The 26,211-nt window shown below is 58.7% G+C and carries 20 protein-coding genes and 1 other RNA gene; 15 read left to right on the top strand and 6 right to left on the bottom strand.

The window, feature by feature from the left end:
- Window positions 1-65: 65 nt before the first annotated feature.
- Window positions 66-245: non-coding RNA, 6S RNA (gene ssrS, locus FE781_RS05185), on the top strand.
- 115 nt (window positions 246-360) lie between these two features.
- Here the strand turns inward: ssrS and xylB are convergent.
- Entirely contained in the window at window positions 361-1,890 is a 1,530-nt protein-coding gene (gene xylB, locus FE781_RS05180) for a xylulokinase (protein ID WP_138788546.1), read from the bottom strand.
- 203 nt (window positions 1,891-2,093) lie between these two features.
- Here xylB and FE781_RS05175 point away from each other — a divergent pair, with 203 nt between their 5' ends.
- The 5 genes from FE781_RS05175 to FE781_RS05155 all read left to right on the top strand — a co-directional run bounded on the left by FE781_RS05175 (window position 2,094) and on the right by FE781_RS05155 (window position 7,217).
- Window positions 2,094-2,867 (top strand): DeoR/GlpR family DNA-binding transcription regulator, encoded by a 774-nt coding sequence (locus FE781_RS05175; RefSeq protein ID WP_138788545.1) that lies wholly within the window; start codon window positions 2,094-2,096, stop codon window positions 2,865-2,867.
- Between the two features lie 92 nt (window positions 2,868-2,959).
- Window positions 2,960-4,153, top strand: a complete 1,194-nt coding sequence (locus tag FE781_RS05170) for a galactokinase (RefSeq protein ID WP_138788672.1) — start codon at window positions 2,960-2,962, stop codon at window positions 4,151-4,153.
- Between the two features lie 18 nt (window positions 4,154-4,171).
- On the top strand, window positions 4,172-5,158 hold the full coding sequence (gene galE, locus FE781_RS05165; RefSeq protein ID WP_138788544.1) for a UDP-glucose 4-epimerase GalE: 987 nt from the start codon (window positions 4,172-4,174) through the stop codon (window positions 5,156-5,158).
- 12 nt (window positions 5,159-5,170) lie between these two features.
- Window positions 5,171-6,733 (top strand): UDP-glucose--hexose-1-phosphate uridylyltransferase, encoded by a 1,563-nt coding sequence (locus tag FE781_RS05160; RefSeq protein ID WP_138788543.1) that lies wholly within the window; start codon window positions 5,171-5,173, stop codon window positions 6,731-6,733.
- A gap of 91 nt (window positions 6,734-6,824) precedes the next feature.
- Window positions 6,825-7,217 (top strand): DUF1499 domain-containing protein, encoded by a 393-nt coding sequence (locus FE781_RS05155; RefSeq protein ID WP_138788542.1) that lies wholly within the window; start codon window positions 6,825-6,827, stop codon window positions 7,215-7,217.
- Between the two features lie 72 nt (window positions 7,218-7,289).
- Here FE781_RS05155 and tpx read toward each other — a convergent pair whose 3' ends face one another.
- Entirely contained in the window at window positions 7,290-7,808 is a 519-nt protein-coding gene (tpx, locus tag FE781_RS05150; RefSeq protein WP_138788541.1) for a thiol peroxidase, read from the bottom strand.
- Window positions 7,809-7,913: 105 nt separating this feature from the next.
- Between tpx and FE781_RS05145 the strand changes: the two genes are divergently transcribed.
- Together FE781_RS05145 and gltC are read left to right on the top strand one after the other, a co-directional pair.
- Window positions 7,914-8,519, top strand: a complete 606-nt coding sequence (locus tag FE781_RS05145) for a rhomboid family intramembrane serine protease (protein ID WP_138788540.1) — start codon at window positions 7,914-7,916, stop codon at window positions 8,517-8,519.
- A 40-nt stretch (window positions 8,520-8,559) separates the two neighbouring features.
- Window positions 8,560-9,453 carry a glutamate biosynthesis transcriptional regulator GltC gene (gene gltC, locus FE781_RS05140; protein WP_138788539.1) on the top strand — a complete coding sequence of 298 codons (894 nt, stop codon included), beginning with the start codon at window positions 8,560-8,562 and terminating at the stop codon, window positions 9,451-9,453.
- Between the two features lie 104 nt (window positions 9,454-9,557).
- Here gltC and FE781_RS05135 read toward each other — a convergent pair whose 3' ends face one another.
- Both FE781_RS05135 and FE781_RS05130 read right to left on the bottom strand, forming a co-directional pair.
- On the bottom strand, window positions 9,558-10,256 hold the full coding sequence (locus FE781_RS05135) for a zinc metallopeptidase (protein ID WP_138788538.1): 699 nt from the start codon (window positions 10,254-10,256) through the stop codon (window positions 9,558-9,560).
- Between the two features lie 48 nt (window positions 10,257-10,304).
- The gene (locus FE781_RS05130) at window positions 10,305-10,730 is read right to left on the bottom strand and encodes a MerR family transcriptional regulator (protein ID WP_281281875.1); all 426 of its coding nucleotides are present in this window, start codon (window positions 10,728-10,730) and stop codon (window positions 10,305-10,307) included.
- 303 nt (window positions 10,731-11,033) lie between these two features.
- On the opposite strand from FE781_RS05130, the gene FE781_RS05125 reads away from it, so the two are divergent.
- The 3 genes from FE781_RS05125 to FE781_RS05115 all read left to right on the top strand — a co-directional run bounded on the left by FE781_RS05125 (window position 11,034) and on the right by FE781_RS05115 (window position 14,440).
- Window positions 11,034-12,407: an ammonium transporter gene (locus FE781_RS05125; protein WP_246068051.1), complete on the top strand. Its 1,374-nt coding sequence runs from the start codon at window positions 11,034-11,036 to the stop codon at window positions 12,405-12,407.
- Window positions 12,408-12,550: 143 nt separating this feature from the next.
- Window positions 12,551-13,621, top strand: coding sequence for a DUF294 nucleotidyltransferase-like domain-containing protein (locus FE781_RS05120; RefSeq protein WP_138788535.1), 1,071 nt, complete (start codon window positions 12,551-12,553; stop codon window positions 13,619-13,621).
- Between the two features lie 69 nt (window positions 13,622-13,690).
- Window positions 13,691-14,440, top strand: a complete 750-nt coding sequence (locus FE781_RS05115; protein WP_138788534.1) for an exonuclease domain-containing protein — start codon at window positions 13,691-13,693, stop codon at window positions 14,438-14,440.
- On the opposite strand, the gene FE781_RS05110 is transcribed toward FE781_RS05115, so the two are convergent.
- Window positions 14,437-14,895: a M67 family metallopeptidase gene (locus FE781_RS05110; protein WP_246068062.1), complete on the bottom strand. Its 459-nt coding sequence runs from the start codon at window positions 14,893-14,895 to the stop codon at window positions 14,437-14,439. The genes FE781_RS05115 and FE781_RS05110 overlap by 4 nt on opposite strands.
- A 335-nt stretch (window positions 14,896-15,230) precedes the next feature.
- Here FE781_RS05110 and FE781_RS05105 point away from each other — a divergent pair, with 335 nt between their 5' ends.
- From FE781_RS05105 to FE781_RS05095, 3 genes are all read left to right on the top strand, one after another.
- Window positions 15,231-16,433, top strand: a complete 1,203-nt coding sequence (locus FE781_RS05105; protein ID WP_138788532.1) for an S-layer homology domain-containing protein — start codon at window positions 15,231-15,233, stop codon at window positions 16,431-16,433.
- Window positions 16,434-17,264: 831 nt separating this feature from the next.
- Entirely contained in the window at window positions 17,265-23,183 is a 5,919-nt protein-coding gene (locus FE781_RS05100) for a PKD domain-containing protein (RefSeq protein WP_138788531.1), read from the top strand.
- Window positions 23,184-23,272: 89 nt separating this feature from the next.
- The gene (locus FE781_RS05095; RefSeq protein WP_138788530.1) at window positions 23,273-24,217 is read left to right on the top strand and encodes an L-lactate dehydrogenase; all 945 of its coding nucleotides are present in this window, start codon (window positions 23,273-23,275) and stop codon (window positions 24,215-24,217) included.
- An 8-nt stretch (window positions 24,218-24,225) separates the two neighbouring features.
- Here FE781_RS05095 and FE781_RS05090 read toward each other — a convergent pair whose 3' ends face one another.
- Window positions 24,226-25,527: an MFS transporter gene (locus FE781_RS05090; RefSeq protein ID WP_138788529.1), complete on the bottom strand. Its 1,302-nt coding sequence runs from the start codon at window positions 25,525-25,527 to the stop codon at window positions 24,226-24,228.
- A gap of 134 nt (window positions 25,528-25,661) precedes the next feature.
- On the opposite strand from FE781_RS05090, the gene FE781_RS05085 reads away from it, so the two are divergent.
- On the top strand, window positions 25,662-26,198 hold the full coding sequence (locus FE781_RS05085; RefSeq protein ID WP_138788528.1) for a TlpA family protein disulfide reductase: 537 nt from the start codon (window positions 25,662-25,664) through the stop codon (window positions 26,196-26,198).
- The last annotated feature ends 13 nt before the right edge of the window (window positions 26,199-26,211 follow it).

Below are 26,211 nucleotides of genomic sequence, written 5' to 3'. Positions count from 1 at the left end.
GTTCCATTCCACGAATTTCCGTTTACTTTTGCGGCAAATCGGGTATAATGTCAAGTAAGCAAAAGGTTCTCCTGCGATGTTCGATCGGTTATGATTGTTTTGAACCAATGGATTGTTGAAGGGAGTCTTAATCGCCGCGCGGCTGACATGCCCCCTTGCGGGGACTTCAAATTCGCGGCTGCGGACACCCACCTGCGAGAGCGGGTTTCAAAAACAGTTTGCCGGCCGGCATCTGCGGGTGAATGTTATACGGGTTAGACGGAAACCTCGCCTTCGGGCGGGGTTTTTGCTTTGCGGGATGTCCCGCAAAGCAAACGGCGCATCGTCCCGGGATCGAAGGACGATGCGCCGTTTGTTCGATTATTGGCCCGCCAGCGCGCTCAGGCGGCGGAACGAGTCGCGCAGCGCCGGATAAAGGCAGCGGTATACTTCGTAATATGGCTCGTAGGCGGCGCGGTTCGCTTCGTTCGGTTCGGTGCGGTCCACCGTCTTGATCCATTCGCCGCACAGCGATTCAATCGAACGGCCGAGCACGCCGGAGGCGGCCATGACGGCGGCGCCGTAAGCGGGACCGTCCGTCGAGTTGACCGTGACGACCGGATACCCGAAGATATCGGCGATCATCTGTCTCCAGAAAGGACTGCGCGCTCCTCCGCCGTTGACGCGCAGCTCCGTGATGGCGATGCCGGATTCCTTGATCAGCTCCAGGGAATCCCGGAGACCGAACGTAATGCCTTCGAGCACCGCTCTCGTCAAGTGGGCTTTGTCGTGGCGGACGTTCAGGCCCACGAACCCCCCCCGGGCCAGCGGATCGGGATGCGGCGTCCGTTCGCCGGTGAGGTAAGGCAGGAACAACAGGCCTTCGCTTCCCGGCGGAGCGCTTGCGGCAAGCTCCGTGAGGCAATCGTACACGTCCCGGCCTTCGGCTGCCGCCCGTTCCAGCTCCTCGTAGCCGAAACGGTTTTTCCACCATTGAAACGCGCCGCCGGCGGACAGCATCACGCCCATCCGGTGCCACCGGCCGGGCACGCCGTGGCAGAAGGAATGCAGACGCAAGAGCGGATCGGCCTGGTAGGAATCGTCGTGGACAAATACGACGCCGGACGTTCCCAGCGCGACGGAAGCGATGCCGTTCCGCACGACTCCGACGCCTACCGCGCCGCAAGCTTGATCGCCGCCGCCCGCCACCACGGGGGTCCTGGCAGCCAAACCCGTGCGTTCCGCCGCTTCGGGAAGCAGGCGTCCGGCAATATCGTTTGATTCGAACAGGGGCGGCAGCCACGACATCGGGATTCCGATCGCCTCGGCAACCTCCCGGGACCAGGCGCGCTTCCCGACATCCAGCAGCAGCGTGCCGCTCGCGTCGGCGACGTCCATGCCGAGTTCGCCCGTCAGCTTCATGCGGACGTAATCCTTCGGAAGCAGGAGATGCGCGGTCCGGGCGTAACACTCGGGCTCCTTGTCGCGCAGCCATACGATCTTCGGGGCGGTGAAGCCGGTCAAGGCTCGGTTCCCCGTCAGCCTGCCGAGGCGTTCCCGTCCGATCGTCTCCTCGATCCATTCGCATTGCGCGGCCGTCCGCTGGTCGCACCAGAGCAGCGCCGGCCGGACGACGTTGCGGTCCGCGTCCAGGAAGACGGAGCCGTGCATTTGTCCGGACAGCCCGATCCCGCGCACCTCTTCGCCCCGGACCCCCGTATCCGCCAGCAGCTCCCGGATCGCCCGCACGCTGGCTTCCCACCAGTCCTGCGGATGCTGTTCCGCCCAACCCGGGTGAGGGGTCAGCAGCGGATATTCGGCGCTGCGGCTTCCCCTGACGGAACCGTCTTCGCCGACCAGAATACATTTGACCGCGGACGTGCCGAGATCGATGCCCAAGTAAAACGCCATGAATCGTCACCTCCATACCGTGAATTCCAGCTTGTTTTCGAACTTAGTTTAATGGATAAACAAAGATTTTGCAAGAACGTTTTGTAGCCGGGATTGCGATCGTTTCCGATTGGTTTTGATCGTTTTCGAAGCGTCTTCATTGCATCCGCGGCGATTCCCGTATACGATAAGGATAACCGACAGCTGCAACGGGGGGATTCGCCATGTTTGCGGAAGAACGATATAAACGGATTCTTGAGATGCTTCAAGCGAAGGGCAAAGTGACCGTCAGCGAATTGAGCGACGCGCTGCAAGTATCGCCTGTCACGGCGAGGCGGGATCTCGAAAAGCTGGAAGAGAGGAACCTCCTGCTGCGCACGCACGGTGGAGCGATTCCGATTCCGGCGGGAGAAAGGGATCAACTGATCGAACGGTCTTTCCACGAGAAGCAGGAGTCGCATGTCGAGGAGAAGCGGGCAATCGCGGAGAAGGCGGCTTCGCTTGTGGCCGACGGCGACTCCATTCTGCTGACGCCGGGCACGACAAACACGCTGCTGGCGTCGATGCTGCACGGCAAAAAGGAGATCACGCTGGTGACGAACGCCGCCAACATCGCCGTCGCGGCCATTCAGAACCCGGAGATCGACGTGATCTTGCTCGGAGGCAAAATGCGGAGGAAGTCCTATGCGCTGACGGGGCCGATCGCCGAGCAAAGCTTGAGCAATCTGCGCGTGGACAAGCTTTTTCTCGGCGTGGACGGATTCGATCTGGACGGCGGGCTTACGACTCCGAATTTGTCCGAGGCGAGCATCAACCGGATGATGATCGGAATCGCCAGAGAAGTGATCGTGGTGGCCGACCATACGAAATTCGGCAAAGTGACCTTGTCTCATATCGCGGCGGCGGACAGCGCGCATCTGGTGGTGACCGATTCGGGCATATCGACGGAATACGCGCAGCGGATCAGGGAGGCGGGGATCCGTCTGCTCATCGTGTAAAAAAGTATTGCCGCGCCTCTAACGATCATATACAATCGTAAATAAAAATAAACAATCACAAACGATCATAAAAAGAAAGGGAGGGCTTGTTGATTTTGAACGCAAACGAAGCCTTACAGCTTTTTTTGTCCCGTTTCGGCGGCACTCCGGAAGGCGTTCGCGCCTTCCACGCGCCGGGACGTGTCAACCTGATCGGCGAGCACACGGACTATAACGGCGGTTATGTGTTTCCGGCGGCGCTGACGTTCGGCACCTGGATGCTGCTGCGTCCCCGCGGGGACCGCGTCTTGTCGTTCGCTACGACCAATTTCCCCGTTGCGGCGGAGGTGTCTCTCGACGATCTGAGCTTCCGCAAGGAGCACGACTGGATCAATTACCCGAAGGGCGTGCTCGTTCATCTGGCGAGCCGCGGTTTCTCGCCGTCGCGCGGGTATGACGTGCTGTATGCGGGAGAAATCCCGAACGGCGCCGGTTTGTCTTCTTCGGCTTCGATCGAGGTGGTGACCGGCTACGGCTTCCAGGCGGCGGAAGGGCGCGAGGTCGACCGGATCGAGCTGGCGCTTGTCGCGCAGGAAGCGGAGAACCGCTATATGGGCGTCAACTGCGGCATCATGGACCAATTCTCGATCGCGATGGGCCGGCAAAATCATGCGATCAAGCTGCGCTGCTCGGACCTTGCTTACGAGCTGGCGCCGTTCAGCGCCGCCGGCCATAAGCTGGTTATCGGCAACACGAACAAGCGGCGCGGGCTGGTGGACTCCGCCTACAACGAACGACGGGCGCAATGCGAGCAGGCCGTCGCCGATCTGCGCGCGGCATTTCCTGCGCTGGCTCTGCTCGGGGAGATCGACGCGCGGCAGTTCGAGGCGAACGCCCATCTGATCGCGGACGAGACGGTTCGCAAGCGGGCCCGGCATGTCATCTCGGAGAACGACCGCGTCCTGCAAAGCGTGGAAGCGCTGAAAGCGGGAGATCTCGAACGGTTCGGCCGCCTGATGATCGCCTCGCACGATTCGCTGCGCGATCTGTACGAAGTGACGGGGCCGGAGCTGGATGCGATGGTCGAAGAAGCGCTGAAGGTCGACGGAACGGTCGGCTCGCGGATGACGGGCGCCGGCTTCGGCGGATGCACCGTGTCGCTTGTTCGCGAGGACCGGGTGGACGCCTTCGTCGAGCAAGTCGGAAGCCGATACGAAGCGCGTACGGGATTGAAGCCCGATTTCTACGTGGCCGACATCGGCGACGGCGTGCGGGAGATTCCGTTGAACGAAAGCCGATTTACATGATAGAGGAGTGGAGAGAAGATGGCGGTACTGGTGACAGGCGGAGCGGGATACATCGGCTCGCACTGCGTGGCGGCTCTGGTCGAACGCGGCGAACAGGTGGTGGTGCTCGACAATTTGCAGCAGGGGCATCGTCAAGCGGTAATCGGAGCGAAGCTGGTCGTCGGCGACCTGCGCGATCCGGACGTGCTGGAGAGCGTATTCCGCGAGCACAAGATCGATTCGGTCATTCATTTTGCGGCGAACTCGCTGGTCGGGGCAAGCATGAGGGAGCCCGGCGCGTATTTTCACAATAACGTGTACGGAACGCTCTGCCTGCTTGAAGCGATGCGCAAATACGGCGTGAGGCATATCGTTTTCTCCTCGACGGCGGCCACCTACGGCGAGCCGGAGGAAGTGCCGATTCCGGAGACGGCCCGGACCGAGCCGACGAACGCGTACGGCGAGACGAAGCTGCAGATGGAGCGCATGATGCGCTGGTTCGATATCGCCCACGGCATCAAATACGTGTCGCTTCGCTATTTTAACGCGGCCGGTGCGCACGAGAACGGGCGGATCGGCGAAGATCATCAGCCGGAGACGCATCTCGTGCCGCTGATTTTGCAGGTGGCGCTCGGCAAACGCCCGCATATCGCGATATTCGGAGACGACTATCCGACTCCCGACGGCACCTGCATCCGCGATTACGTGCACGTGTCCGACCTGGCGGACGCGCATCTGCTTGCTCTCGACAAGCTGCGCGGAGGCGGGGAGAGCGACGTCTACAACCTGGGCAGCGGCAAAGGCTTCAGCGTCAAAGAGATGATCGAAGTCGCCCGCCGCGTCACCGGTCACCCGATCCCCGCTGTCGTCGAGCCGCGCCGGGCGGGAGATCCGGCCGTGCTGGTGGCGTCCTCCGAGAAAATCAAGCGGGAGCTGGGCTGGAATCCGAAGAAGGACAACGTGGAAGAAATCATCCGCACCGCATGGAACTGGCATAAAGCCCATCCGGACGGATATGCGGAATAAGGCGGGATCGACATGCAACCATTGGATATCGCCTCGCTAATCGAACGTCTCGTCCGGTTCGGCCTGCAGCGAGGGCTGCTGAACGGCGAGCTGGACGCGATCGACGCTCGCAACAAGCTGCTGGATCTGTTCGGCGTCGCCGAGCCTTATGAGGGCGAATTGCCGGACGAGGAGCTGGACAGCGCGGCGCCTCTGCTGGAGGCGATGCTGGATTACGGCGCCCGCACGGGGCTGCTTCCCGAGAATACGACGGGTTACCGGGATCTGCTGGACGCCCGCATTATGGGACTGCTGATGCCGCGGCCTTCGGAGGCGGCAGCGCGGTTTCGGCGGAAGACGGAGACCGAAGGCATCGAGGCGGCGACGAACTGGTTTTACCGGATGTCGATCGATTCGAACTACATCCGCATGGACCGCATCGCCAAAAATTTGTATTGGCTGGCCGACACCGATTACGGGGCGCTTGAGGTTACCGTCAATCTCTCCAAGCCGGAGAAAGATCCGAAGGAGATCGCCGCCGAGCGGCTGCTGCCTGCGGCGAAGTACCCCAAATGCCTGCTGTGCGCGGACAACGTCGGCTACGCGGGACGGCTTAATCACCCGGCCCGGCAGAACCACCGCATCCTGCCGCTGACGCTCGACGGGCGAAGCTGGTATATGCAATACTCGCCTTACGTTTATTACAATGAACACTGTATCGTGTTCGACGCCGAGCATACGCCTATGATGCTGTCGGAGGCGACGTTCCGCCGGCTGCTCGATTTCGTCGACGCCGTCCCGCATTATTTCATCGGTTCGAACGCGGATCTGCCGATCGTAGGCGGTTCGATTCTGAGCCACGACCATTACCAGGGGGGCCGCCATGTATTTCCGATGGAGAAAGCCCCCGTGGAGGAGACCTTCCGGGACCCGGCCCGGCCCGGCTTGTCCGTCGGAATCGTCAAATGGCCGATGTCCGTGCTGCGCGCCCGCTCGCGGGACCGCGGGGAGCTACTGTCGTTCGCGGCGCATACGCTGGAGGCATGGCGGGGATACAGCGATCCCGAGGCCGGCATTCTCGCCTGGTCCGAGACGGACGGCTGCCGCGTTCCGCACAACACGATCACGCCGATCGCCCGGTTCCGTTCGAAGACGGGCGAATACGAGCTTGACCTCGTCTTGCGCAACAACCGGAGGACGGAGGAGCACCCGGACGGCTTGTTCCATCCTCACCGCGATCTTCACCATATCAAGAAGGAGAATATCGGCCTGATCGAGGTGATGGGGCTGGCGGTGCTGCCCGGCCGGCTGAAGGACGAACTTGACGCCATCGGGCGCATCCTGAGCGGAGAATCCACGCTTCCGCCGGAAGAAGACAAGGACCATCCGCTTGCGAAACATCGGGAATGGATCGAAAGCCTGGTCGCCGCGTACGGGAATTCGCTGCCCCGGGCCGAAGCCGAGAGCTTGCTGAAGCGGGAAGTCGGAGCCAAGTTCGCCCGTGTGCTGGAGGATGCCGGCGTGTTCAAGCGCAATCCCGACGGTTTGGGCCGTTTCCGGTTATTTTGCGGTTCTCTGGGGTTAATACACGCATAAAACACTTTAATCTGCCGCTAATCAATGATAAGATGTTTTATAGTGTGTAGGAGAGACAGTTCCGTTTGTATTCGGAAGAGGGGGACCTGCTTTGCTTAAGAGAACGTTGATCGGACTTGTCCGCAGCCACGAGACGACAGGCGAAAAAGCAAGAATACCGGAGCTTAAAACCCGGCACTACAAAATACCGAAGGAACAGCTCTGGGAAGAAGTGCAAAGCGTACTGAAGAAACTGCCCGGCTACAAGCTGCTTCATGCCGTTGAGAATGTCGGGGAGATCGTTGCGGAGAAAAAAACCGTAACCGGACGCGTGCAGGATATCACTTTGACGCTGTTTTCGCTCGGGCCGATGCGGTCCGCCGTCGACATCTACTCCGCATCGCGTGGTTCTCTCGGGGATCTCGGCTCCAATTACCGCGTCATCCTGCAGATTTACAACGAGCTGGATCGGCGTTTGGCCCAGCATAAAATTACGAACAACTGACATACGCGATAAAAAAACACGGCAGGATCGCCCGAGGGCGTTTCCTGCCGTGCCGTTTTGGGTCGGTCCGTCTTATACGAGCTTTTTGACCGCTGCGATCGCGTTCTCGTAGTTCGGATGCTCCGTCATTTCGCCGAGGTATTCGACGTATTGAATCGTGTTGTTCGCGTCCAGGACGAAGATGGAGCGCATCAGCAGTTGAAGCTCTTTGATCAGCACGCCGTAGCTTTTGCCGAATTCGCGCGTTTTGTAGTCGGACAGGGTCACGACTTTGTCCACGCCTGCGGCTCCGCACCAGCGGGCTTGCGCCATCGGCAGATCCACGCTGACCGTCAGGATGACGACGTTGTCGCCGAGCTTGGCGGCTTCTTCGTTGAAGCGGCGGGTTTGCGCGTCGCACACGCCCGTGTCCAGCGAAGGCACGACGCTGATCAGTTTGACTTTACCGGCGAAATCGGCCAGGGAAACGACTTCCGTCAGCGCCTTGTTCAGTTGGAAATCCGGAGCTTGGCTGCCGGGTTGAAGTTGCGGTCCAATCAAGGTGATCGGGTTGCCTTTGAGGGTGGCAACGCCAGTGCGTTCTTGAGACATGAATGCGGCCTCCTTCATGATTGTGCCAACGATTGGATTCTCAATCAAAACCATTATAATATGGGGTAGCGGGCTTGTCCAATGCGAAAGGGGTTTCGACATGTTATGATCTTTTTGAGAGTGGAGAAGTTTCGGGATTACGTCCGGTACTATCCGGTAACCATAGCCCTGATCGCCGTCGTCCTGGCGGCGTTTGCCGTTACCGGCTTGGCCGGGGGCATGTCCGACGGGCGGGTCCTGCTGGATTTCGGCGGAGTATCCGCTCTCCCGGGCTACTCGGAGCAATACTGGCGCTTGGTGACGGCCATGTTTCTCCACAGCGGCTTCGAGCATGTGCTGTTTAACGCGTTTGCGTTATACGTGTTCGCTCCGCCGCTCGAGCGATTGTTCGGACATGCGCGCTACGCCCTGTTTGTCGTGCTGTGCGGCGTTACCGGCAACCTCGTGTCACTGACGTTCGAGAAGCCCGTGCTGGCTGTGGGCATATCCGGGGCGGTTTACGGTCTCTACGGCGCTTATCTGTACATTATCCTGTTCCGCCGGGGGATGCTCGATGCCGGGTCCCGCAAGACGATTGGCGTGCTGCTGATCATCGGGCTCATCTATTCGGTGATCGTGCCGAGCACCAGCCTGTGGGGCCATCTGGGCGGGCTGCTGGCCGGGTTTCTGCTGCTGGCTCCGTGCATGCAGCATCGTTTGCGCAAGGGATAAAAATTCCATCACCTACTACATTCGCAGGGAGCGGGAAGCTTTGGAATTCAGACAACTCCAATATTTCGTGAAAGTGGCGCGTAAGCAGCATGTCACCCAAGCTGCCGAAGAACTGCATGTCGCGCAGTCGGCGGTCAGCCGGCAGATTCACCAGTTGGAGGAAGAACTCGGCGTTCAACTGTTCGTGCAAAAAGGCCGCAACCTGCAGTTGACCCCCGTAGGACGGCTGTTTCTGAGCCGTGTCGAGACGATATTGACGGATTTGGAGAGGGCGGTGGGCGAGCTGCACGAATTTCTCGACCCGGAGCTCGGGGAGATCCGGATCGGGTTCCCGCACAGCTTGGGCATCAGCTTGCTGCCGACGGTCGTCGCCGAATTCCGCAAGAGCCACCCGAACGTCCGGTTCCGGCTCAGGCAAGGAACATACGCCAGCCTGATCAAGGATGTCGTGGACGGCAAAGTCGATTTGTCTTTTATCTCGCCGTTTCCGGAAAATCACGATCAGGTCAGCGGAGAGCTGCTGCTGTCGGAGGAGCTTTACGCGATTTTGCCGCCGGGGCATATGCTGGCGGAATACCAGATGATTACGCTGGATCAGTTGAAGGACGAGTCGTTCGTCATGTTCAGCGAGTTGTACTCCCTCCGCCGGATTGTGATGGACGCGTGCAAGAAAGCGGGCTTTACGCCCCGGATCGAGTTCGAGGGCGAGGAGACGGATACGATCCGCGGCCTCGTCGCTGCGGGTATGGGGGTAAGTCTGCTTCCGGAGATGGCGCTGACGGAGTCCAGCCCGCTTATGCCGGCCAAGGTTCGGGTCAGCGATCCGCAGGTCACGCGCACAATCGGTTTGATCCGCCGCGGAGGCGGCGAGAAGCTGCCGCTGGTGGCGGAGATGTTCAGACGGTTTCTTATCGATTTTTTCCAGTCCAAATAAGCTGGAATCGCACCAAACAAAAACCCCGGCGCCGCCCGCAAAGGCGGGTGTGCCGGGGTTTTTGCCGCAGGCGCGGCGGCTTCGGATACTGCGCCGAAACCTGCTTATTCTTCGTTGCTCCGTCCCGTGAAGATCAAAATATATTTGAGCAGCTCCAGAACGGAGATCAGCGCGGCTGCGACATAGGTGAGGGCGGCCGCGTTCAAAACTTTGGCGACGCCGCGTTCCTCCTGGTTGGTGATGAAGCCGTGCGCGATCATCAGGTCGCGCGCGCGGGCGCTTGCGTTGAACTCGACCGGAAGCGTGATCACCTGGAACAGCACGGCCGCCGAGAAGAAGATGATGCCGAGCAGCAGCAATCCGGGAATCGCGCTGAAAATAAGGCCCGCGATAATCAGGAACGGAGCGATGCCGGACGCGAAGTTCACGACCGGGAACATTTTGTGCCGGGCGACGAGCATCGGGTAATGAACCTTATGCTGGATCGCATGGCCGACTTCGTGGCAGGCGACCGAGATGGCGGCGATGGAGCGTTCGTAGTAAACCGGCTCGGACAAGCGGACGACCCGGTGGATCGGATCGTAGTGGTCGCTCAGCACGCCGCGCACGGGCTCCACGGGAACGTCGTGCAGGCCGTTCGCGTCCAGCATGCGTCTTGCCGCTTCATAACCGGTCAGGCCGGACATCGCCTCCACCTGCGACCAGCGGTTGAACGTTCCTTTGACCCGGAACTGCGCCCAGATCGACAAGCCGAACGCAAGCAGGATCAACACTTCCATATACCAATAGGTAAGGTTGAACATGTAACAGTCCTCCTTCGTGATTCTTGACGGTTCGGAACGGGATAAGTTTTAAGATAAAGGACCTTTTCCCAACAGGATCAGAAGCGCTTCGATGCAGGCGGCGCTTTGGGTCGTCAGTAATTTTAATACGGAACGGGCTTGCGCCGGTTTCAGATTTTCGAGCATCGGACGAATTTCTTTGGCTTCCCGCTCCAATTGCTTCATATGCAATTGCAGGGATGTCAGTTTATCTGTCACTATTTCGTCCGTACGGGCTTTATCCAACTGATCGAGCTTTTCTTTGATTTCCTCTAAGCTATGCTTCTCCTTTTTCCATTCCTCGATACGTTTCAGCCGTTTTATCGTTTCAAGCCCGTACAAGCGGTAATTGGTTTCCGAGCGTTTGGCGGGATAGATCAGGGAAAGTTTTGTGTAGTAATCGATCGTGCGAGCGCTCAGACCGGTCATGCGAGCCACCTCGCCAATTCGGTACAAGCGGTCTACCCCATTGTTTTCACCTCCGCAATCTCCTTTGTACCCATGATATCCAAGCTGAACCGTACAGTCAAACGTCATGGATGGCGTTCGGAGAACCGTGCGAATTTCGTCAAACTTTTCCGGGGACGGTGCTCGTCGTGTCCGGGCAAATCCTAACGTTCATGCTTATATGTAAGAAAATATTTCGTATCTGACGGGATTAGCGAAAAAATGTTGTTGTCAAACCTAACACCTCTGTATATAATGACATCAAGAGTTCCGCTAGTTGTTATAAAATATGACATTAAGGGAGTGGTCGACGTGTTAAAGAAATGGCTAGCGTCAAGTATGTTTCTGAGTCTATTGTTCCCCACGATGGCTTTTGCGGCCGAAGCGCCGACGCCGGAAATTTTGCAATATGCGATTGACGGCGTATGGGTCATGCTGGCGGCTATCCTGGTGATTTTCATGCAAGCGGGCTTCGCCCTTCTGGAGACGGGTTCCACGCGGATGAAAAACGCCGGTCACGTCGCAGGCAAAACGATCCTTACGTTCGGCATCTGCGCGATTGTATTCTGGGCTTTCGGCTTCGGGATCGCGTTTGGCGAAGGGAACAGCATTTTGGGCTGGAAAGGCTTTTTCTTCGACGGGCAGGCAAGCGAATCCTACGTCCTCGGAACGGGCGTGCCGCTCAGCATTCAATTCGTGTTCCAGCTCGCGTTCGCGGGCGTAGCGCTCGCCATCGCGTGGGGCGGATTCGCGGAACGCGCCAAGCTGTCGGTCTACTTCGTCTTCGGCGCGCTGTTTACGGCTCTTATCTATCCGTTTGTCGCTCACTGGATTTGGGGAGGAGGCTGGCTCGCCGAGCACGGCAAGCAGGATTTCGCCGGCTCGACGGTCGTTCACTTGACCGGCGCTACCGCGGCTCTCGTCGCCACCCTCTTGTTGAAGCCTCGTCTGGGCAAATACAATAAAGACGGCAAACCGAATCAGCTCCCGGGCCACAACCAAGTGTTGTCCGTGCTGGGCGTGATCATCCTCTGGATCGGCTGGCTCGGCTTCAATCCGGGCTCCACGCTGACGGCTGTCAACGACGGATTCTTCGGTTTCGTCTCGCTGAACACGAACCTGGCGGCAGCCGCCGGCGCCGTCGCGGCTTTGGTCGTATCCTGGATTTACTTCGGCAAAGCGGATATTCCGAGCATGCTGAACGGCGTTCTGGCCGCGCTTGTCGCCATCACCGCTTCCTGCGCGTTCGTCGAAACTTGGGCTGCCGTCGTTATCGGCGCAGTGGCGGGCGTGCTGACGTTTTTCACGGCTCAATGGTTCGAGAAAGCGGGGATCGACGATCCGATCTACGCCTTCTCCGTACACGGCATCGCCGGGATGTGGGGATCGCTCTCGACGGGATTCTTCGCGTCGGAACGTCTGGTCGAGATCGTCGGAGTCGGCAAGCCGGGCTTGTTCTACGGCGGCGGTCTGGAGCAGTTGGGCGTGCAGGCGCTGGGCGTCGCGGCCTGCTTCCTGTTCGTCTTCGTGGTCTCCTTCGTCATCCTGAGCATCATGAAGGCGACGATGGGCCTGCGGGTCACGGAGGAAGAAGAGCTGGTCGGTCTCGACCTGAGCGAGCACGGTTCCTACGGGTATCCGGAGCAAATGAAAAAAGCGGGCGGAGACGTATCGCTGCAAGCGTAAGCCGTCATCTATAGAACTCGAACGACCGTCCTGCCGTTTGCCGGTTATGCCGGAAGTGGCAGGATGGTCTGTAATCAACCGTCCGATGCGCACGCAGCAACATCGCGTTGAGATCGGGAGAGACAGAGAAGGGACGGATCGTCATGTCAGACAATCTGTCATTCGAAACCATTCAGTCGTCCATCCGGTTGGCTCAAAGCGCTGAAGAATTGCGTGCCATTCGGGATCGTGTGCACGAATGGTATGGAATCCGGGCGAAGGGGGAGCGGGCGGTCGAGCGGTCCGAGGCGGTTAATTCGATTCACGACGCGCTGATCGACCGGTCCGTCGCAATCGCGGAGTCCGCTTGGTCCGCAGAAGCGGGGCCGCTGCCGTGCCCGTACGCGTTTGTCCTGTTCGGCAGCGGAGGCAGACGGGAACAAACGTTATGGAGCGATCAGGACAACGGCCTCGTCTATGCGGGCGGCGCGGACGAGGAGGCGCTCTACGGCGAGTATTTCCGCGAATTGGCGGAGCGGATCGGACAGGCGTTGGAGTCGGTTGGCTATCCTCCCTGCAGCGGCAATGTGCTGTCGACAAATCCGAAGTGGCGAAAGCCGCTAAGCTCCTGGACAGCGATGATGGACGGATGGATGGACGACCCCCAATGGGAACATGTCCGCTACCTGCTTATCGTTGCCGACGCCCGCTGCATTCGCGGCGACCGATGGCTGACGGAGCGCCTGCTCGACCATATGGATTCGAGGCTGAGGCGAGAACCCCAACTGCTGGCCGCGATGCTGCGCAACACGCTTCATCATAAAGTCGCGGTCGGCGTCTTCGGCCAATTGATTACGGAACGGTACGGCGACGACGCGGGAGCGTTCGACGTCAAATACGGGGCCTATATCCCGATGGTGAACGCGCTGCGGCTGCTGGCATACGCGCACGGCGTTCGGGAATCCTCGTCCTTGGCGCGCATCGAAGGATTGCGCCGGAAGGGGCTGCTGGACGACAAGCTGGCGCACGAATGGGCGCTTGCGTTCGAAGCGGTGCTGAAGCTGCGTTCGGAGACGTCCTATCAGTTGGAGGACGGCTATTACACCACGAGAGGCATGCTGACGCTGGACCGGGAACGGCGCGCGGAGCTCAGGCGGATTCTGCGCGCCGGCCGTCGCATGCAGCAGATCGTGCGAAGAGAAATAGAGAAAGCATCTATAGCGAAAAAAGGGTAAAACGAACGGAAAAATGACGGAAAGGAAAGAAGGCCACCCGGGTGATCCGGAACGCCGGGAGGTGACGTCATGAAACAAACGAACGGCCTGAACGGCGTCGGCCGGCTGTGGCAGTTGTACAAGATGGGCGGCATTACGCCCGCGATCGCTTCGGTCTTCGATGCAAGGACCGCGCAGCAGATGGCGTTTATCCGCTCGATCATGAAGGAGCAGCGCAAAAACAAGCTGTACGATATGCCGCTGGACAGTCTGGAAGTGGTCGTATTCGATCTGGAGACGACGGGGTTCTCTCCTTATAACGGGGACGAGATTATCTCCATCGGGGCGGTTACCGTCCGGGGCGACCGGATTTGCGAGGAGGAGAGCTTCTACAGCCTTGTCAATCCGAAGCGGGAAGTCCCTAGGGAGATCGAGGAATTGACGGGACTGACCAACGAGATGGTGCGCCGGGCGCCCGATCTGATTGAAGTGCTGCACAACTTCCTCCAATACGTGCGTCACCGGGTGCTCGTCGCCCACGGGTCGGGGCACGACAAGCATTTCCTCAACTCGGCATTGTGGCGAACGTCGAAGATCAATCTGACCCATCGGCTGATCGACTGCATGCTGATCGCGAAGTGGCTGGAACCGAAGCGGAAGCATTACGGGCTGGACTCGCTGCTGGAGAGCTACGGCATCGAGGTGTCGCAGCGGCATCACGCCCTGGAGGATTCGATCATGACCGCGAAGCTGTGGATCAAGATGATCCGCCAAGCCCGCGAGCGCGACATTCCGACGCTCGGCGATCTGTATGCGCATCTCAGCCGGTATAGCTCCTAATGCGGTTTCAAGACGTCCGATCCAGCGGAGGCTCCGCCCGGATCGGGCGTTTTCGCGTTGCGACAGTATACGCGCAGATCGGGCCGGTTCCGGTCTAGCAGCGAGACGATGATCTGGCACGGAATATCCGGCCACCATTCGAGCGTGTCGGACTCGGACGGGAGCGGCGGAGCGGACGGATGGGAGTGCACGATCGCCGCCAGTCCGCGGCCGTTCGGACGCAACGAACCGATCAATCGCGTCCAATCCCGCGGATCGGGCGTATAGGAGCGGGCCGGGTCGTCCGAAGCGTTGCGCAGGGGAATATATTGTCCGCAGCCGCAATCGGCCGGCGGGCTACCTGCCCGGAGGGTTTCCAAGCATGCCGGGCAGCAAGTGACAACCCCGCAGCATTCCGAAGGGAATTCCCGAACGGCGTGACCGAGGATGGCGGCTTGGATCGTAGCGTTTAGCACCAAGAATGCACCTCCGACGCCATTCTAATACAGGAAGAGGCGGACGTCACGCACAATCGCCCGCTGGCGATCCGCCCTCGGTCGAATTTTGGCGCTTGCGTAACATTTAGGTCTTGCCATATATGTTTATTTGGATTAAAGTATAAATATGGAAAAAGCGGAAGCACCGCCTACATCACGAATGGATCATCGTGGGGGGCGGTGTTTTTTTATTGCGGTTCGGGTTGTTGCGGTTCTGGCGATAGGCGGCAAAGGGAACGGGGCGCAATCGGCGCTTGCAGCGTTATCCCGTCCGTTCAGGCAACGATGACCATTTTCAGAGAGGGGATAGGGCAATGAGGATGATGGGGAAGGGCAAAAGCCGGGTGTTTATGTCGATTGCGGCGGCGGTTTTGGTTATGGGCGGCGTAGCGGCAGCGCAACCCGGCGCCACCTCGGCGGCGGTGAGCGATATCGCGGGGCATTGGGGCGAAGCCGCCATAGCGGGAGCGGTGAAGAAAGGTTACGTCGACGGCTACGAGGACGGCACGTTCCGTCCGGATCGGGAAGTGACGCGGGCGGAGTTCGTTACGATGCTGTCGAAGGCGCTCGGGCTGAAGCCGTTCCCAAAGGAACCGGGCGACGATTGGTATGACCCGTATATGATGGCGGTTGCGAACGCGGGCATTCACCGCTGGAGCGATTTTACGACGGGGGATTGGAATACGCCGATCTCGCGCGAGGAGATGGCGCGGATGTCGCTTCGCGCGACCGATCCGGAGCTCCAGAAGCCGGACAACGCGACGGACGTTAAAGAGATGGTGTATCTAGCCGCGAAAAAAGGGCTTCTGCAAGGTTTGGCGGGCGGCGAGTTGGGGTTGGATCAGACGACGACGCGGGCGCAGAGTGTTACGATTATCGAACGCATCCTGACGGTGAACGCGGGCGGAACGCTGCCGGTGGACAAGTATGCTGTGAACCGGGCCGGGGTGTATGCGATCAAGACGAATATGTTCGACGTGTGGCCGGAGGTCTTCGGAAAACTCCATCCTGGTTCTCCGAAATGGGACCCGGACAATCTGTTTGTGGAGACGGGGGACGGGAAATACCGGGGGGAGCTGGACGCGATTGTGCTGATCGACCTGGACGATCCGAACGATCCGCATTGGGATCTGCTGCCCGATGTATCTCGGTTAACTTGGATTAACAAATTTGCAAGAAAGTTTTATCCGGTTAAGGGCATGCGCAATTGTTATCTGATTGTGACGCCGGGGCGACAAGTATATAACTACGACACGAGTAAGTATGGGGAAATACCATATTTTCCCGTAAACATTCATGGATTTACCCTTGATCGGGAGGCCATGAAGCAAGGGGAATTACGCGGTATTGTGCAATTGTACTTGGATCAACGTATAGACATTCCTGTTTATATAGTGCCTAAGAACATTGAAACGAGTGGCGACCTGGTGATTGATATTTATGCCCCTGCCATACCACCGAATAACGACTATCGCAAGCGGTTGCTGTGGGTGACACCGCCGAAACAAGTGGAGTAGGTGTATGGCATGAGCATCGGCAAAAAGCGAATCGCTTTTATAGCGATAGCATTGACGGTGGTTCTGACTCTTTCAATTTTGATTTTTCCTTTTACGTCTTCAACTGCTTACGCGAAAGATTATGATTTAACGTATGCGACTGATAGTTGGACAGCCTCCCGGTTGAGCCGATACCCGACGCTTACGACACAAACGATAAACATAACTGAGCCGGGCTACAAAATCAAAAAAGCGGTTGTCATCAATACACAAGACCAGTCGGTTGTGCAGAAAATTACGGCGGCTGCGGGGGAAACCACGTGGTCGGGAACAGTCTCGCTGAACGGCGTCGAAATTCCGGTGACATCAAAAGATAACACAACCGCCCAAGGTTACTACGCCTGGTACCGGTATTCGAAGGGAAGTGGAGATAATCGGTGGCACGCGGATTTTGCCCGCGTCGATGACAGCTATAACGAGTACGGGGAGCATCGGACATGCAAATCGGCGGAATTGGACAGTTTTGGGATGCCTGCGTACCCAGGCTGTGACGACAACACCCTAACCCTGAGCGGAGCGCTTCAGAATGGTTTTTTCACGGACTACGGTTTGTGGGTTGAATCCGTTGCAGTAGACCATACTCGGGCGTCTGGAACGGCGGAAGTGAATGATCAAACGGTTGTTAGCGGTCCGGAAGGAACGCGGGGAACGTCCGATGACACCACGATCCCCGAAAAGGTCTTGCTCTGGCCTGATGCTTCTAGGTTCACCATGAGGTACTACCAGAACTTTGATCACGTACCGATTGAACCGACAGCATCCAAAAACTTGCCGGCCTATGGCGCGAAGCTCATGGTCTACTTCGCTGCGTTCACCGTGGACATTTCGGCGTACACGTACTATTACCCGTACAAGTTGCAGGTCGAATACGAACCGATCGCCGCTTCACCGACTCCGACGCCTTCGACTTCCCCAACACCGACGTCGCCCCCGGCGGAAATCACGGGCGACTTCGATATCGTCCCGACGGAGATCAATTTCCGGGAGCCGGTGAAGCTTATCCCGAAGGACATCAAGGAGAATCGGTGCGCGTATGTCTCGCACGTCTTCAAGCTATCCAACGGCTCAACGTGGACAAGCCCGACGCAGCGGGGGAAAACGAAGGAACTGTCGTTCAGCTATCCGGACCATTACCCTTCGCCGATCAGCGCGGGAACCGTGACGGTGCAGATGCAAATCACTGGCGTCTGCGGCAAGAGCGAATGGATCACGAAGACGTTCAAAGTGAACGCGCCAGCGGACAACCGCCCGCCGTACTTCAAGCTTGGGTGGTTCAACGACGGCGACCATAGCAGCAAAACGCCGGTAACGAAGGTGGTCCAAGGAACCAAGATGCTGGTCCGCTATATCGAGGACCCGGACTCGAAGCCACCGTCGCCGAGCGATCCGGACGGCGATCCGTTCAGTGTCACCGGTTGGGATTTTAACCGAAGTTCCGCTTGGGTCGCGTCTTTGCCGGGCCAATACGGCTTTCATCCGCTGGCGGACTATATCGACGGCATCGTGATGGATACGCTGGGCTACCACACGGTCTACATGACGATGACGGATAAGCTCGGGGCCAGCTATACGGCCGGAGCGACGATTGAAGTCATCCCGCCGAACCCGATTCCGGTTGCGACGTGTCCTGAACAGGTGAAGTCGAACCGCACCGTTCCGGAGTCGGCCTGGAGCTCGGCGAAAAGCTACAGCCCTGTCGGTCGCCCGATCGATCACAGCCGGGACGAGTGGACGAATAAGTTCCTGAAATATTTCAACGAGTCGCTGGTGAATTCGATCATTCGCGTCAATCTGCATGTGTACGATTCCCTCGGGCTGCGATCCGTTAACCCGGCGGAGTGCCAGGTGACGGTTACGCCCGATTATCCGCCTGTCGGCAGGCTGGATGTGCCGCCCAAAGGGATTCGCGGACAGTCGTATACGATCTACAACAAGTCTTACAGCCCGGACGGCGATGTGATTGTCAGCGCGGAATACCGGTACAAGTACGACGCAGCGAATGACGGTTTCGGGAACGATGCGTGGAAACCCATCGCGGGCGATCTGACGAAGACGAAGATCGATCCGGCCACCGTGGGCAAGTACCTGTTCGACGCGAAGGTGTGCGAGGACTACGGGAAATGCGCATGGGCCTCCGATACGCAGCCGGAGGAAACGCGCATCCTGGATGTCGTGAATCTGGCGCCGGAAGTTTCGTTCGACGTTGAGGGGGAGAATACGCAGCCGGACTTCAGCGTGCCGATTACGATGAACCCCCAGGAGGTGCTGGAAAATTGGGCGTTGTACCGGACATCCGGGACCGAGCCGCTGGCGGACAAACGGCGCGGCTGGTACATGGAGGACGGACGATTGCGTGTCGGCAACCTGCGGGGCAACGCGAGCATTCGCATGTTCTCCGGAGAAGGCGGACAAGCTCAATATATTCTTCAGCCGTATCAGGATCACGGGTACGGCGCAAGCGGATTGACCGGTTATCAGCCGCCGTCCAACGTCACCAAGGCGCTCCCGATTTTGTACCCGAACAAGGACGGCACATGGAGGGTTCTGCGGACGGAGACGGTTCCGGAACCGATCTCGGCTGCCAGCAACGCACGCATCCAATCAACACCGAATTTGATCCTGTTCATGGCGAATCGTTACGAGACTCAATCCAGCAGCAGCGTGAACGGAAAAGCGATTTACGCGTGGGACAAGTCCATCGTGCCGAACTATTCGATTACTTACGATGCGCAAGGCATGTACGGATGGAACTCCCACACCTACGATCGCAGTCCGTATGCGTATGTTTTGGACTCGTTCCCGCGATTGACAGCGAAATACCGCCATTACAGCTATTGGGATCAATACAACACGTGCAGGGAGACGTGCGGATGGGAACAGACGCAAACGGTTAGTAATGTAACCATAGAGGATTTTAAAGTTGGCGACCGGACGCTGTATGTGATCGCGTTATATCGCGATGTGATCCTGTACAGCTACATCAACAGTAGCGGCGATTATGAGTATATCCGTCGCGACTATTATGTGGTCTTCACATACGATCTGGAAACAGGGCAACCGATTGGCAACACGCTGCAAGACTACAAACGATCGCAATCATACTATGGCACGGAATTTTATGTGTACCGAGATAATCTGGCGATGATCCGTTTGTTGCCGGCCGGAGATGCCAACATTAAGTCGATGATAGTGAATCGGAACGCGCAAATCATGCTGGAGAAGCCTTTGAACATGGAGATGAGCTCGTATAAGCCCGGAGGTTTTGTGGACAGCGATGTGTCGGGCCATGTCTTTTTCCTGCAGCAAGATTATCGCTATTCTTCGGATGGCCAAACGCAGTATCGCGACGGCGTTAAGCTGGTTCAGATCGACCTAAGCGATCTCAGCATCAGGCGGACGCCGCTGCTCGGCAAGCAGACGGGCACGTATGGCACCCTCGAATACGCGTTTCAAACGGGGCCTTATGGCGCTCACTACGAGAACCGGCCGCTGCTTGCGGTCGATCCGCTTCGGGGCAAAGTTTACGCCCGCAGCATCACGATTAATGGCTTTGGCTACGACGCTTATATCCAAGCGGTGGACATTGCCACCGGTGTTGCGTCGGGGCACGATCCGGCGCTGGCGATGACCGTGGCGGGCGGCGGCAATTGGTCGATCGGCTGGCAAAGCCCGTTTGTTTCGAAGATGACGTTAGTCCCGCCGGACGAGAAGCCGGTTCCGGTTTTCCCGGAAGCGCGGAATTTTAGCTTTGCGGTGACGATGTTTTCGGCTGACTTTACGGCAGGGGAAGCTTTCTCGCAATTGGTCGGCGACGGTATGCTTATTAGTTACCAGAAACAAGGTTTCGCCTCCATCGGGGGAGGCGGCAGTTACATGACCTCTCAGGTGCCGATCCTGGTGACCGGGCCGAAACGGGCCGATCCGGACAAAGCGATCCCGACCGAAGCCGGCCAATTTGTCTCGCCGGACACCTTGGCCGATGGCGATCTCTCGTTCAGCCTGGAGGTGCACCGGCCGGAGTGGGACCGGCAGCTCGCCGGATTCTCCTTCCGTATGGCCAATGCGGCGAACAAATACGCGGTCGAAACGGACGGGGCGAAGCTCTGCTTGACCCGGTACGCCGGAGGCGCGAGAACCGTGCTGCGGGAAGTTCATTTCCCGATGCAGCCGGAGACGGAGTACGGGTTCAAAATTAAAATGCGCGGCAAACGCATCGAAGTGTTTGTCGGCGGCGTGCCGTATTTCGAGGTGGAGGATACGACGTACTCCGGCGGCCATTACGGAATGTTCTCGAACAAACCGGTCGTCTCGTTCGGCGAGGTGACAACCAAGCTCGTCCCGGCGAATCTCAGCGAATGGCTCACCGGTTACGCGATCTGGAACGAGACGGAAGGCGACGCGGACGTTGCTTACAAGGACATCAAGTTTGCCGATCCGGAAGGCGACCCGAGGGCCGGCCAATTCCGCTGGTTCTACAAGCACATGCCGAAATTCCTCGATCATCAGGGCGTCTCGGCTCTGCACGGCCAAAGCTTCTTCTCGCCGCAGGCCGTGTTCGACAACGTGGGCGTCTACGAGATCGAAATGGCGGCGCAGGACGATCCGCATCCGTCGTATTTGTTCCCGAGCATAGTGTTCGACGAGTACCGGAAATCGTCCGAGCCGTTCATGCGGAAAATGATCGTGCACCGTCGTCCGATAGCGCAGTTTACGCTCACTACGCGGGCCGACGGGGTTGTTGAATGGAACGACACGAGCTACGATCCGGACCGCTACCGGCCGTCGAACGGCGTCTGTGACGCCGGCGAGAACGGCATCGATTACTGTGCGACGCGCGGCGTGACGGAACGGAAATATTGGTACTTCACGCCGAAGGGCCAATACGTGGACGGCAAGCTGACGCGTCCGCAGGAGGCCGGAACGTATTCGGTCTGGCTGGCGGTTAAAGACGAGTACGGCGCATGGTCGTACCCGGTCGAGCAGACGATCAGCAGCGGCGGAGGCGTGACGCCGAACCATCCGCCGGTGGCGGAGCTGACGCAGCCGCTCGGTACGGAAGCCGCACCGACGCTCGTCTACGATACGCAGCCGGTGATCAGGTGGAGGCAGAACGACGCGGATCCGGGCACGGTGTTCAAAGCCTTCCACGTCAAAATCGAGGAGCCGATGGGCGGCGGCGTGTTCCTGTCGCTGCCGTTTGCCGGCGAGCAGCCGCAGCATACGTCGGCGGCGAACGCCGAATGGAAAGTGCCGGTGCCGGACGTGCTGCAACGCGGGCATACGTACCGGGTGATGGTGCGGGTCAGTGACGGTGAGCAATGGTCGGCCTGGTCGAATGCCGGCTGGCTGATCGTCAACAGCAAGCCGGGCTTGACAATCACCGCGCCGGACGGAACGGACAGCGAGCCGACGCTTATCCATTCGGACAAGCGGCCGACCTTCGCCTGGACGCAGCGCGATCCGGAGCGCAATTATTTCGGCAAATACCGCCTGGAGATTCGGGACAACTCCGACCACGTCGTCTATGACGGAACGTTCGATCAGAACACAACGGCCACGAATCGCAGTTGGCGAATCGATCAGGACTTGCCGACCGGCGAGGTGTTGTCCGCCCGCATGAGGGTCACGGACGACGGCGGCTTATGGAGCGACTGGAGCAATACGGTGTATTTCCGGATCAATTTCCCGCCGTCGGCCGACATCACCTTCCCGAGTGGGACCTTCGATGCGCCGACGATGACGGGACTTAAACCGACGATCGAATGGACGCAGACCGATCCCGATCCGAATACGCGATTCGTCAAATACCGGCTGCTGATCCGCAAGCCCGACAACACGGTGATCCTCGATACGGGGGAGGTGCTTCAGGACACGGACGAGAACCTCATGCGGCACAGCGTGGCAAGCGATCTGCCGCCCGGCCAGAAGCTGAAGGCGACCGTCATGGTCTGGGACGAGTTCACGAACAGCCCGTGGGCAGCGGAACGTTGGCTGTTCACGAACCGTCCGCCCGCAGCCGCCTTCGATTGGCTGCCGAAGCCGGTTTACGACGGCGATCGCATCGCGCTGATGAACGGCTCCACCGATCCCGACGGCAATCCCATGACCGCCATGTGGCAGATTGCGATGCCGGACGGAACGATACTGGAACAGACCGATTGGAACGCGTCGGTCTCGGGACATCTGACGCTCGAGCGGCCCGGCGCTTACCGGGTTACGCTTACCGTGACGGACGCCTGCGGGCAGAGCGATTCCGTCGGGCATACCATTACGGTGCTTCCTCTCGGATTGTCGGCAGCGGTCAAGCACACCCCGGAGTGGGACGCGAATCGGATCGCCTATAACCGGAGCCAATCCGGCAAGGACGACATGCCGAGGGGGCCCGACATGTTCTGGCACGGCGAGACGTTTGTACTGGAGGCGGCGCCGACGGATACGGGAACTTCCGGAACCCGGGCCGCAGCGGTAGAGGCGGAATACGTCGAGCGGGGCTTGCGCGTCTCGCTGGTTCCCGATGAAGGAGGACGGTTATGGCGCGCGGAGCTGTGGGACGAATCGTTTATGGAAGGCAGCGGAGACGAACCTGCCACGTTCCGGTTTACCGTTCGCTACGAAGGCCCCGACCATATCGGTTCCGAGCGTATGGCCGAAGTGAAAGTGCGCTTAAGCGGTAACGTTTTGGAGTGGGCGGGGGTGCACCGTCAACGGTAACGGACGGAACGCTGTGACAAATGCCACAGCCGGACAAGCCGCGCGGCATTAAAATGGGAATCAACCACCAATAGAAGAGAGGGATTCCCATGATACCGCAATCGGATAAAGCGCGGCGCAAAATCGTTGTCGTCGGGGCGGGAGCCGTCGGTTCAACGACCGCATATACGTTGTTTCTGCGGGAAAGGGCCACGGAGCTCGTCCTGATCGACGTCAACATGGACAAGGCCAAGGGAGACGCGCTGGATATGAACCACGGCTTGCCGTTTGTCGGGCAAACCTCGATTCGGGCCAGCGGTTACGAAGAATGCGCGGATGCGGATATTGTCATCGTGACGGCCGGGGCCGCTCAGAGACCCGGTGAGACGCGCACCGATCTGTTGAAGCGGAACTTGGCCATATTCGACGAAATCTTGACCAACGTCATGGCCTCCGGATCGGAAGCGATTCTGCTGATCGCGACCAATCCGGTCGACCTGATGACGCAGTACAGCCAGCGGGTGACCGGTTGGCCCGCGCACCGCGTCATCGGCTCGGGCACTTTGCTGGACAGCGCGCGTTTCCGTTACCGGATCAGCCGGGAGCTGGGAGTGGACCCCAGAAGCGTTCACGCCTCGATTATCGGGGAACACGGCGACTCGGAGGTTCCGGTCTGGAGCCTTGCGAATGTGGCAGGCATGCCGGTGTCTCTTCCCGAGGAACGGAAGAAAGAGGTGTTTGTCGATACGCGGGACGCGGCTTACGAGATTATCGCCGCCAAGGGTGCCACGTATTACGCGATCGCGCTGGCGCTGGACCGGATTTGCGCGGCCATCCTCAACAACGAAGGATCGGTGCTGAACGTATCGGCGAAGCTTGACGGCCAATACGGTCTGAACGACGTTTACGCGGGCGTTCCGTGCGTCGTCGACCGGACGGGCGTCCGGAGCATTCTGGAGCTGCCGCTTCAGCCGGAAGAACTCGAAGGTCTTCGCCGTTCGGCCGAAAAGCTGACGAATCTCGCTCGGGAGACGTTCCCGGCGAAGCGGATTTGACGCAAACGTCAGGAAACTTCCCGCGGCGGCCGAATAAAGAAAAAGACCAACGCAAGCCCCGCGAGGGACAGGCCGGATACGACGATAAACACAAGCTCGTTGGAGACGGACATCATCCGCTCGAACAGGGGCGGTCCGAAGGCGACGCCCAAAAACCGGAGGCTGCTGTACAGCGACGTGACCATGCCCCGGCCCGATTTTTCAACCGATCCCGTAATCATCGTGTTCAGGCAGGGGAGCAGGAGCCCCGTGCCGATACTGCTTAAGGTTAGAAGCGAGATAAACAGCCAGATGTTGCCGTACAGCCAGATACATGCGGCCAGAGCGAGCGTGGAGCCCGCCAGCCCGATCAGCATCACCTTGCGCATCAATTTGCCGTTCTTTTTGACAAGCGCGCCGGTCGTGTAGGAGGTCACCACCAGCCCGAGCAGCGGGATGGCCAGCACCAGACCTTTCATCACACCGTCAATGTTGTACGGTTCTTTTTCCAAAATATCGGACAAGTAAAACAGAATGCCGAATAACGTAAACAACCCGAGCGATCCCGTGACGAACGACGAGATCAGCCAGCGGCCCTTTTGCTTGAATACCTTCAGAATGTTTCGGACGTAAGCGCCGAGCTTCTGGGGGGATTTTTTTTTATCGGGCTCATGGATCAGAAAAATCACCCCGAGCAGCGACAGCAGGCAAAAGACGGGAAACGCGAAAAACGACGCGTACCAGACGATGAGCGCAAGCAGGGAACCGAGAATCGGGCTGACGACTTTGCCTGCCCCGTTGGAGGCTTCGATCAACCCGAGCGCTTTGGTTTCCGTGCCGCCCTGATACGTATCGCCGATCAGCGCCATGGCGATAGGCGCGGTGCCCGCCGCTCCGATTCCTTGCAGCGCCCGGGCCCCGATGACAACCGGATAAGAACCCCAGGCGGCTCCGAACCCGGCCAGAACTCCCGCCGCTCCGTACACGATCAGGCTGGGAATCATCACCGCTTTACGCGAGAACCGGTCAGACAAATATCCAAGAACGGGTATGAACAACCCTGCTGTTACAGAAAATAACGTTATGACGAGGCTGCTCTGAAAGTTGCTTACGCCCAGCGCCGTCTCCAATTCGGGAAGCACGGGAACAAGCATGGAATTCCCGAGCACCAGCGTAAGGGGCACCGACGCAAAAGCCAGAAATTCGCCGGTTCTGCCTTTTCCTGCGCCGGAACCGGAATGGCCCCCGGAGCTTTGAGCCCGCGAAGCTTTATGATGGTCCGAATGCCCCCGGCGCGCGAAGCCCCACGGACGTTGTTTGGTGTTCTGCATGTTTCATCCTCCGAATTCGCTCGCGTTGCGATGTCTTGTCCATTAAGATAACCCCGGCAGAGACAAGGCATTCGAACGGGATTGGATTTTTCGGAGGAAAGGGTATATGATGATGAAGACGGAGGGAATGACAGATGAAGCGGAATATCTGGGTCATCGCCACCGCGTTCGTCTTGGCCGGATTCGCGGTGTATCAGCATTATTCGGAACAAGACGAATACTTGACGGCTTCGGCTTTTATGGCGGCTCCCAAGACGGGGTATCAGGCTCCGCCTTTCGAATTAAAAGGAATGGACGGCCGGACTTACGCGCTCAACGGGAAGCGGGACAAGCCGCTGCTTGTTAATTTTTGGGCTTCCTGGTGCGGTCCCTGCAAATCGGAGGCGCCGGATCTCCAGAAGCTTTATGCCAAATACGGCGACCGCATCGATTTTTACGGCGTGAACGTGACGCAGGTCGATAAGGAGAAGGACGCCCGGAAATTCGTCGAAGACTACGGGATTCAATTCCCGGTCCCGATGGACAAGGACGGCAAGGTGTCGCAAGCTTACCAGGTTCAAGCTTTCCCGACCACGTATCTGATCGACCGGAACGGCGTCATCCGCGACGCGTTTTACTTGCTGAGTCCGTCGGAGCTGGAGCGGCGCATCAAAAAAATTATTGAAAGCTGATATTCGCGGACTT

Source organism: Paenibacillus thermoaerophilus, from assembly GCF_005938195.1.
Taxonomy (GTDB): Bacteria; Bacillota; Bacilli; order Paenibacillales; family Reconciliibacillaceae; genus Paenibacillus_W; species Paenibacillus_W thermoaerophilus.
This window is presented reverse-complemented; position numbering and strand designations above follow the sequence as displayed.

Bases quoted from the DNA above. Each gene is read 5' to 3' on its own strand.
- xylB (WP_138788546.1), bottom strand. From the start codon at position 1,890: ATGGCGTTTTACTTGGGCATCGATCTCGGCACGTCCGCGGTCAAATGT.
- FE781_RS05175 (WP_138788545.1), top strand. From the start codon at position 2,094: ATGTTTGCGGAAGAACGATATAAACGGATTCTTGAGATGCTTCAAGCG.
- galE (WP_138788544.1), top strand. From the start codon at position 4,172: ATGGCGGTACTGGTGACAGGCGGAGCGGGATACATCGGCTCGCACTGC.
- FE781_RS05160 (WP_138788543.1), top strand. From the start codon at position 5,171: ATGCAACCATTGGATATCGCCTCGCTAATCGAACGTCTCGTCCGGTTC.
- tpx (WP_138788541.1), bottom strand. From the start codon at position 7,808: ATGTCTCAAGAACGCACTGGCGTTGCCACCCTCAAAGGCAACCCGATC.
- FE781_RS05145 (WP_138788540.1), top strand. From the start codon at position 7,914: ATGATCTTTTTGAGAGTGGAGAAGTTTCGGGATTACGTCCGGTACTAT.
- FE781_RS05135 (WP_138788538.1), bottom strand. From the start codon at position 10,256: ATGTTCAACCTTACCTATTGGTATATGGAAGTGTTGATCCTGCTTGCG.
- FE781_RS05120 (WP_138788535.1), top strand. From the start codon at position 12,551: ATGTCAGACAATCTGTCATTCGAAACCATTCAGTCGTCCATCCGGTTG.
- FE781_RS05115 (WP_138788534.1), top strand. From the start codon at position 13,691: ATGAAACAAACGAACGGCCTGAACGGCGTCGGCCGGCTGTGGCAGTTG.
- FE781_RS05105 (WP_138788532.1), top strand. From the start codon at position 15,231: ATGAGGATGATGGGGAAGGGCAAAAGCCGGGTGTTTATGTCGATTGCG.
- FE781_RS05100 (WP_138788531.1), top strand. From the start codon at position 17,265: ATGGTCTACTTCGCTGCGTTCACCGTGGACATTTCGGCGTACACGTAC.
- FE781_RS05095 (WP_138788530.1), top strand. From the start codon at position 23,273: ATGATACCGCAATCGGATAAAGCGCGGCGCAAAATCGTTGTCGTCGGG.
- FE781_RS05090 (WP_138788529.1), bottom strand. From the start codon at position 25,527: ATGCAGAACACCAAACAACGTCCGTGGGGCTTCGCGCGCCGGGGGCAT.
- FE781_RS05085 (WP_138788528.1), top strand. From the start codon at position 25,662: ATGAAGCGGAATATCTGGGTCATCGCCACCGCGTTCGTCTTGGCCGGA.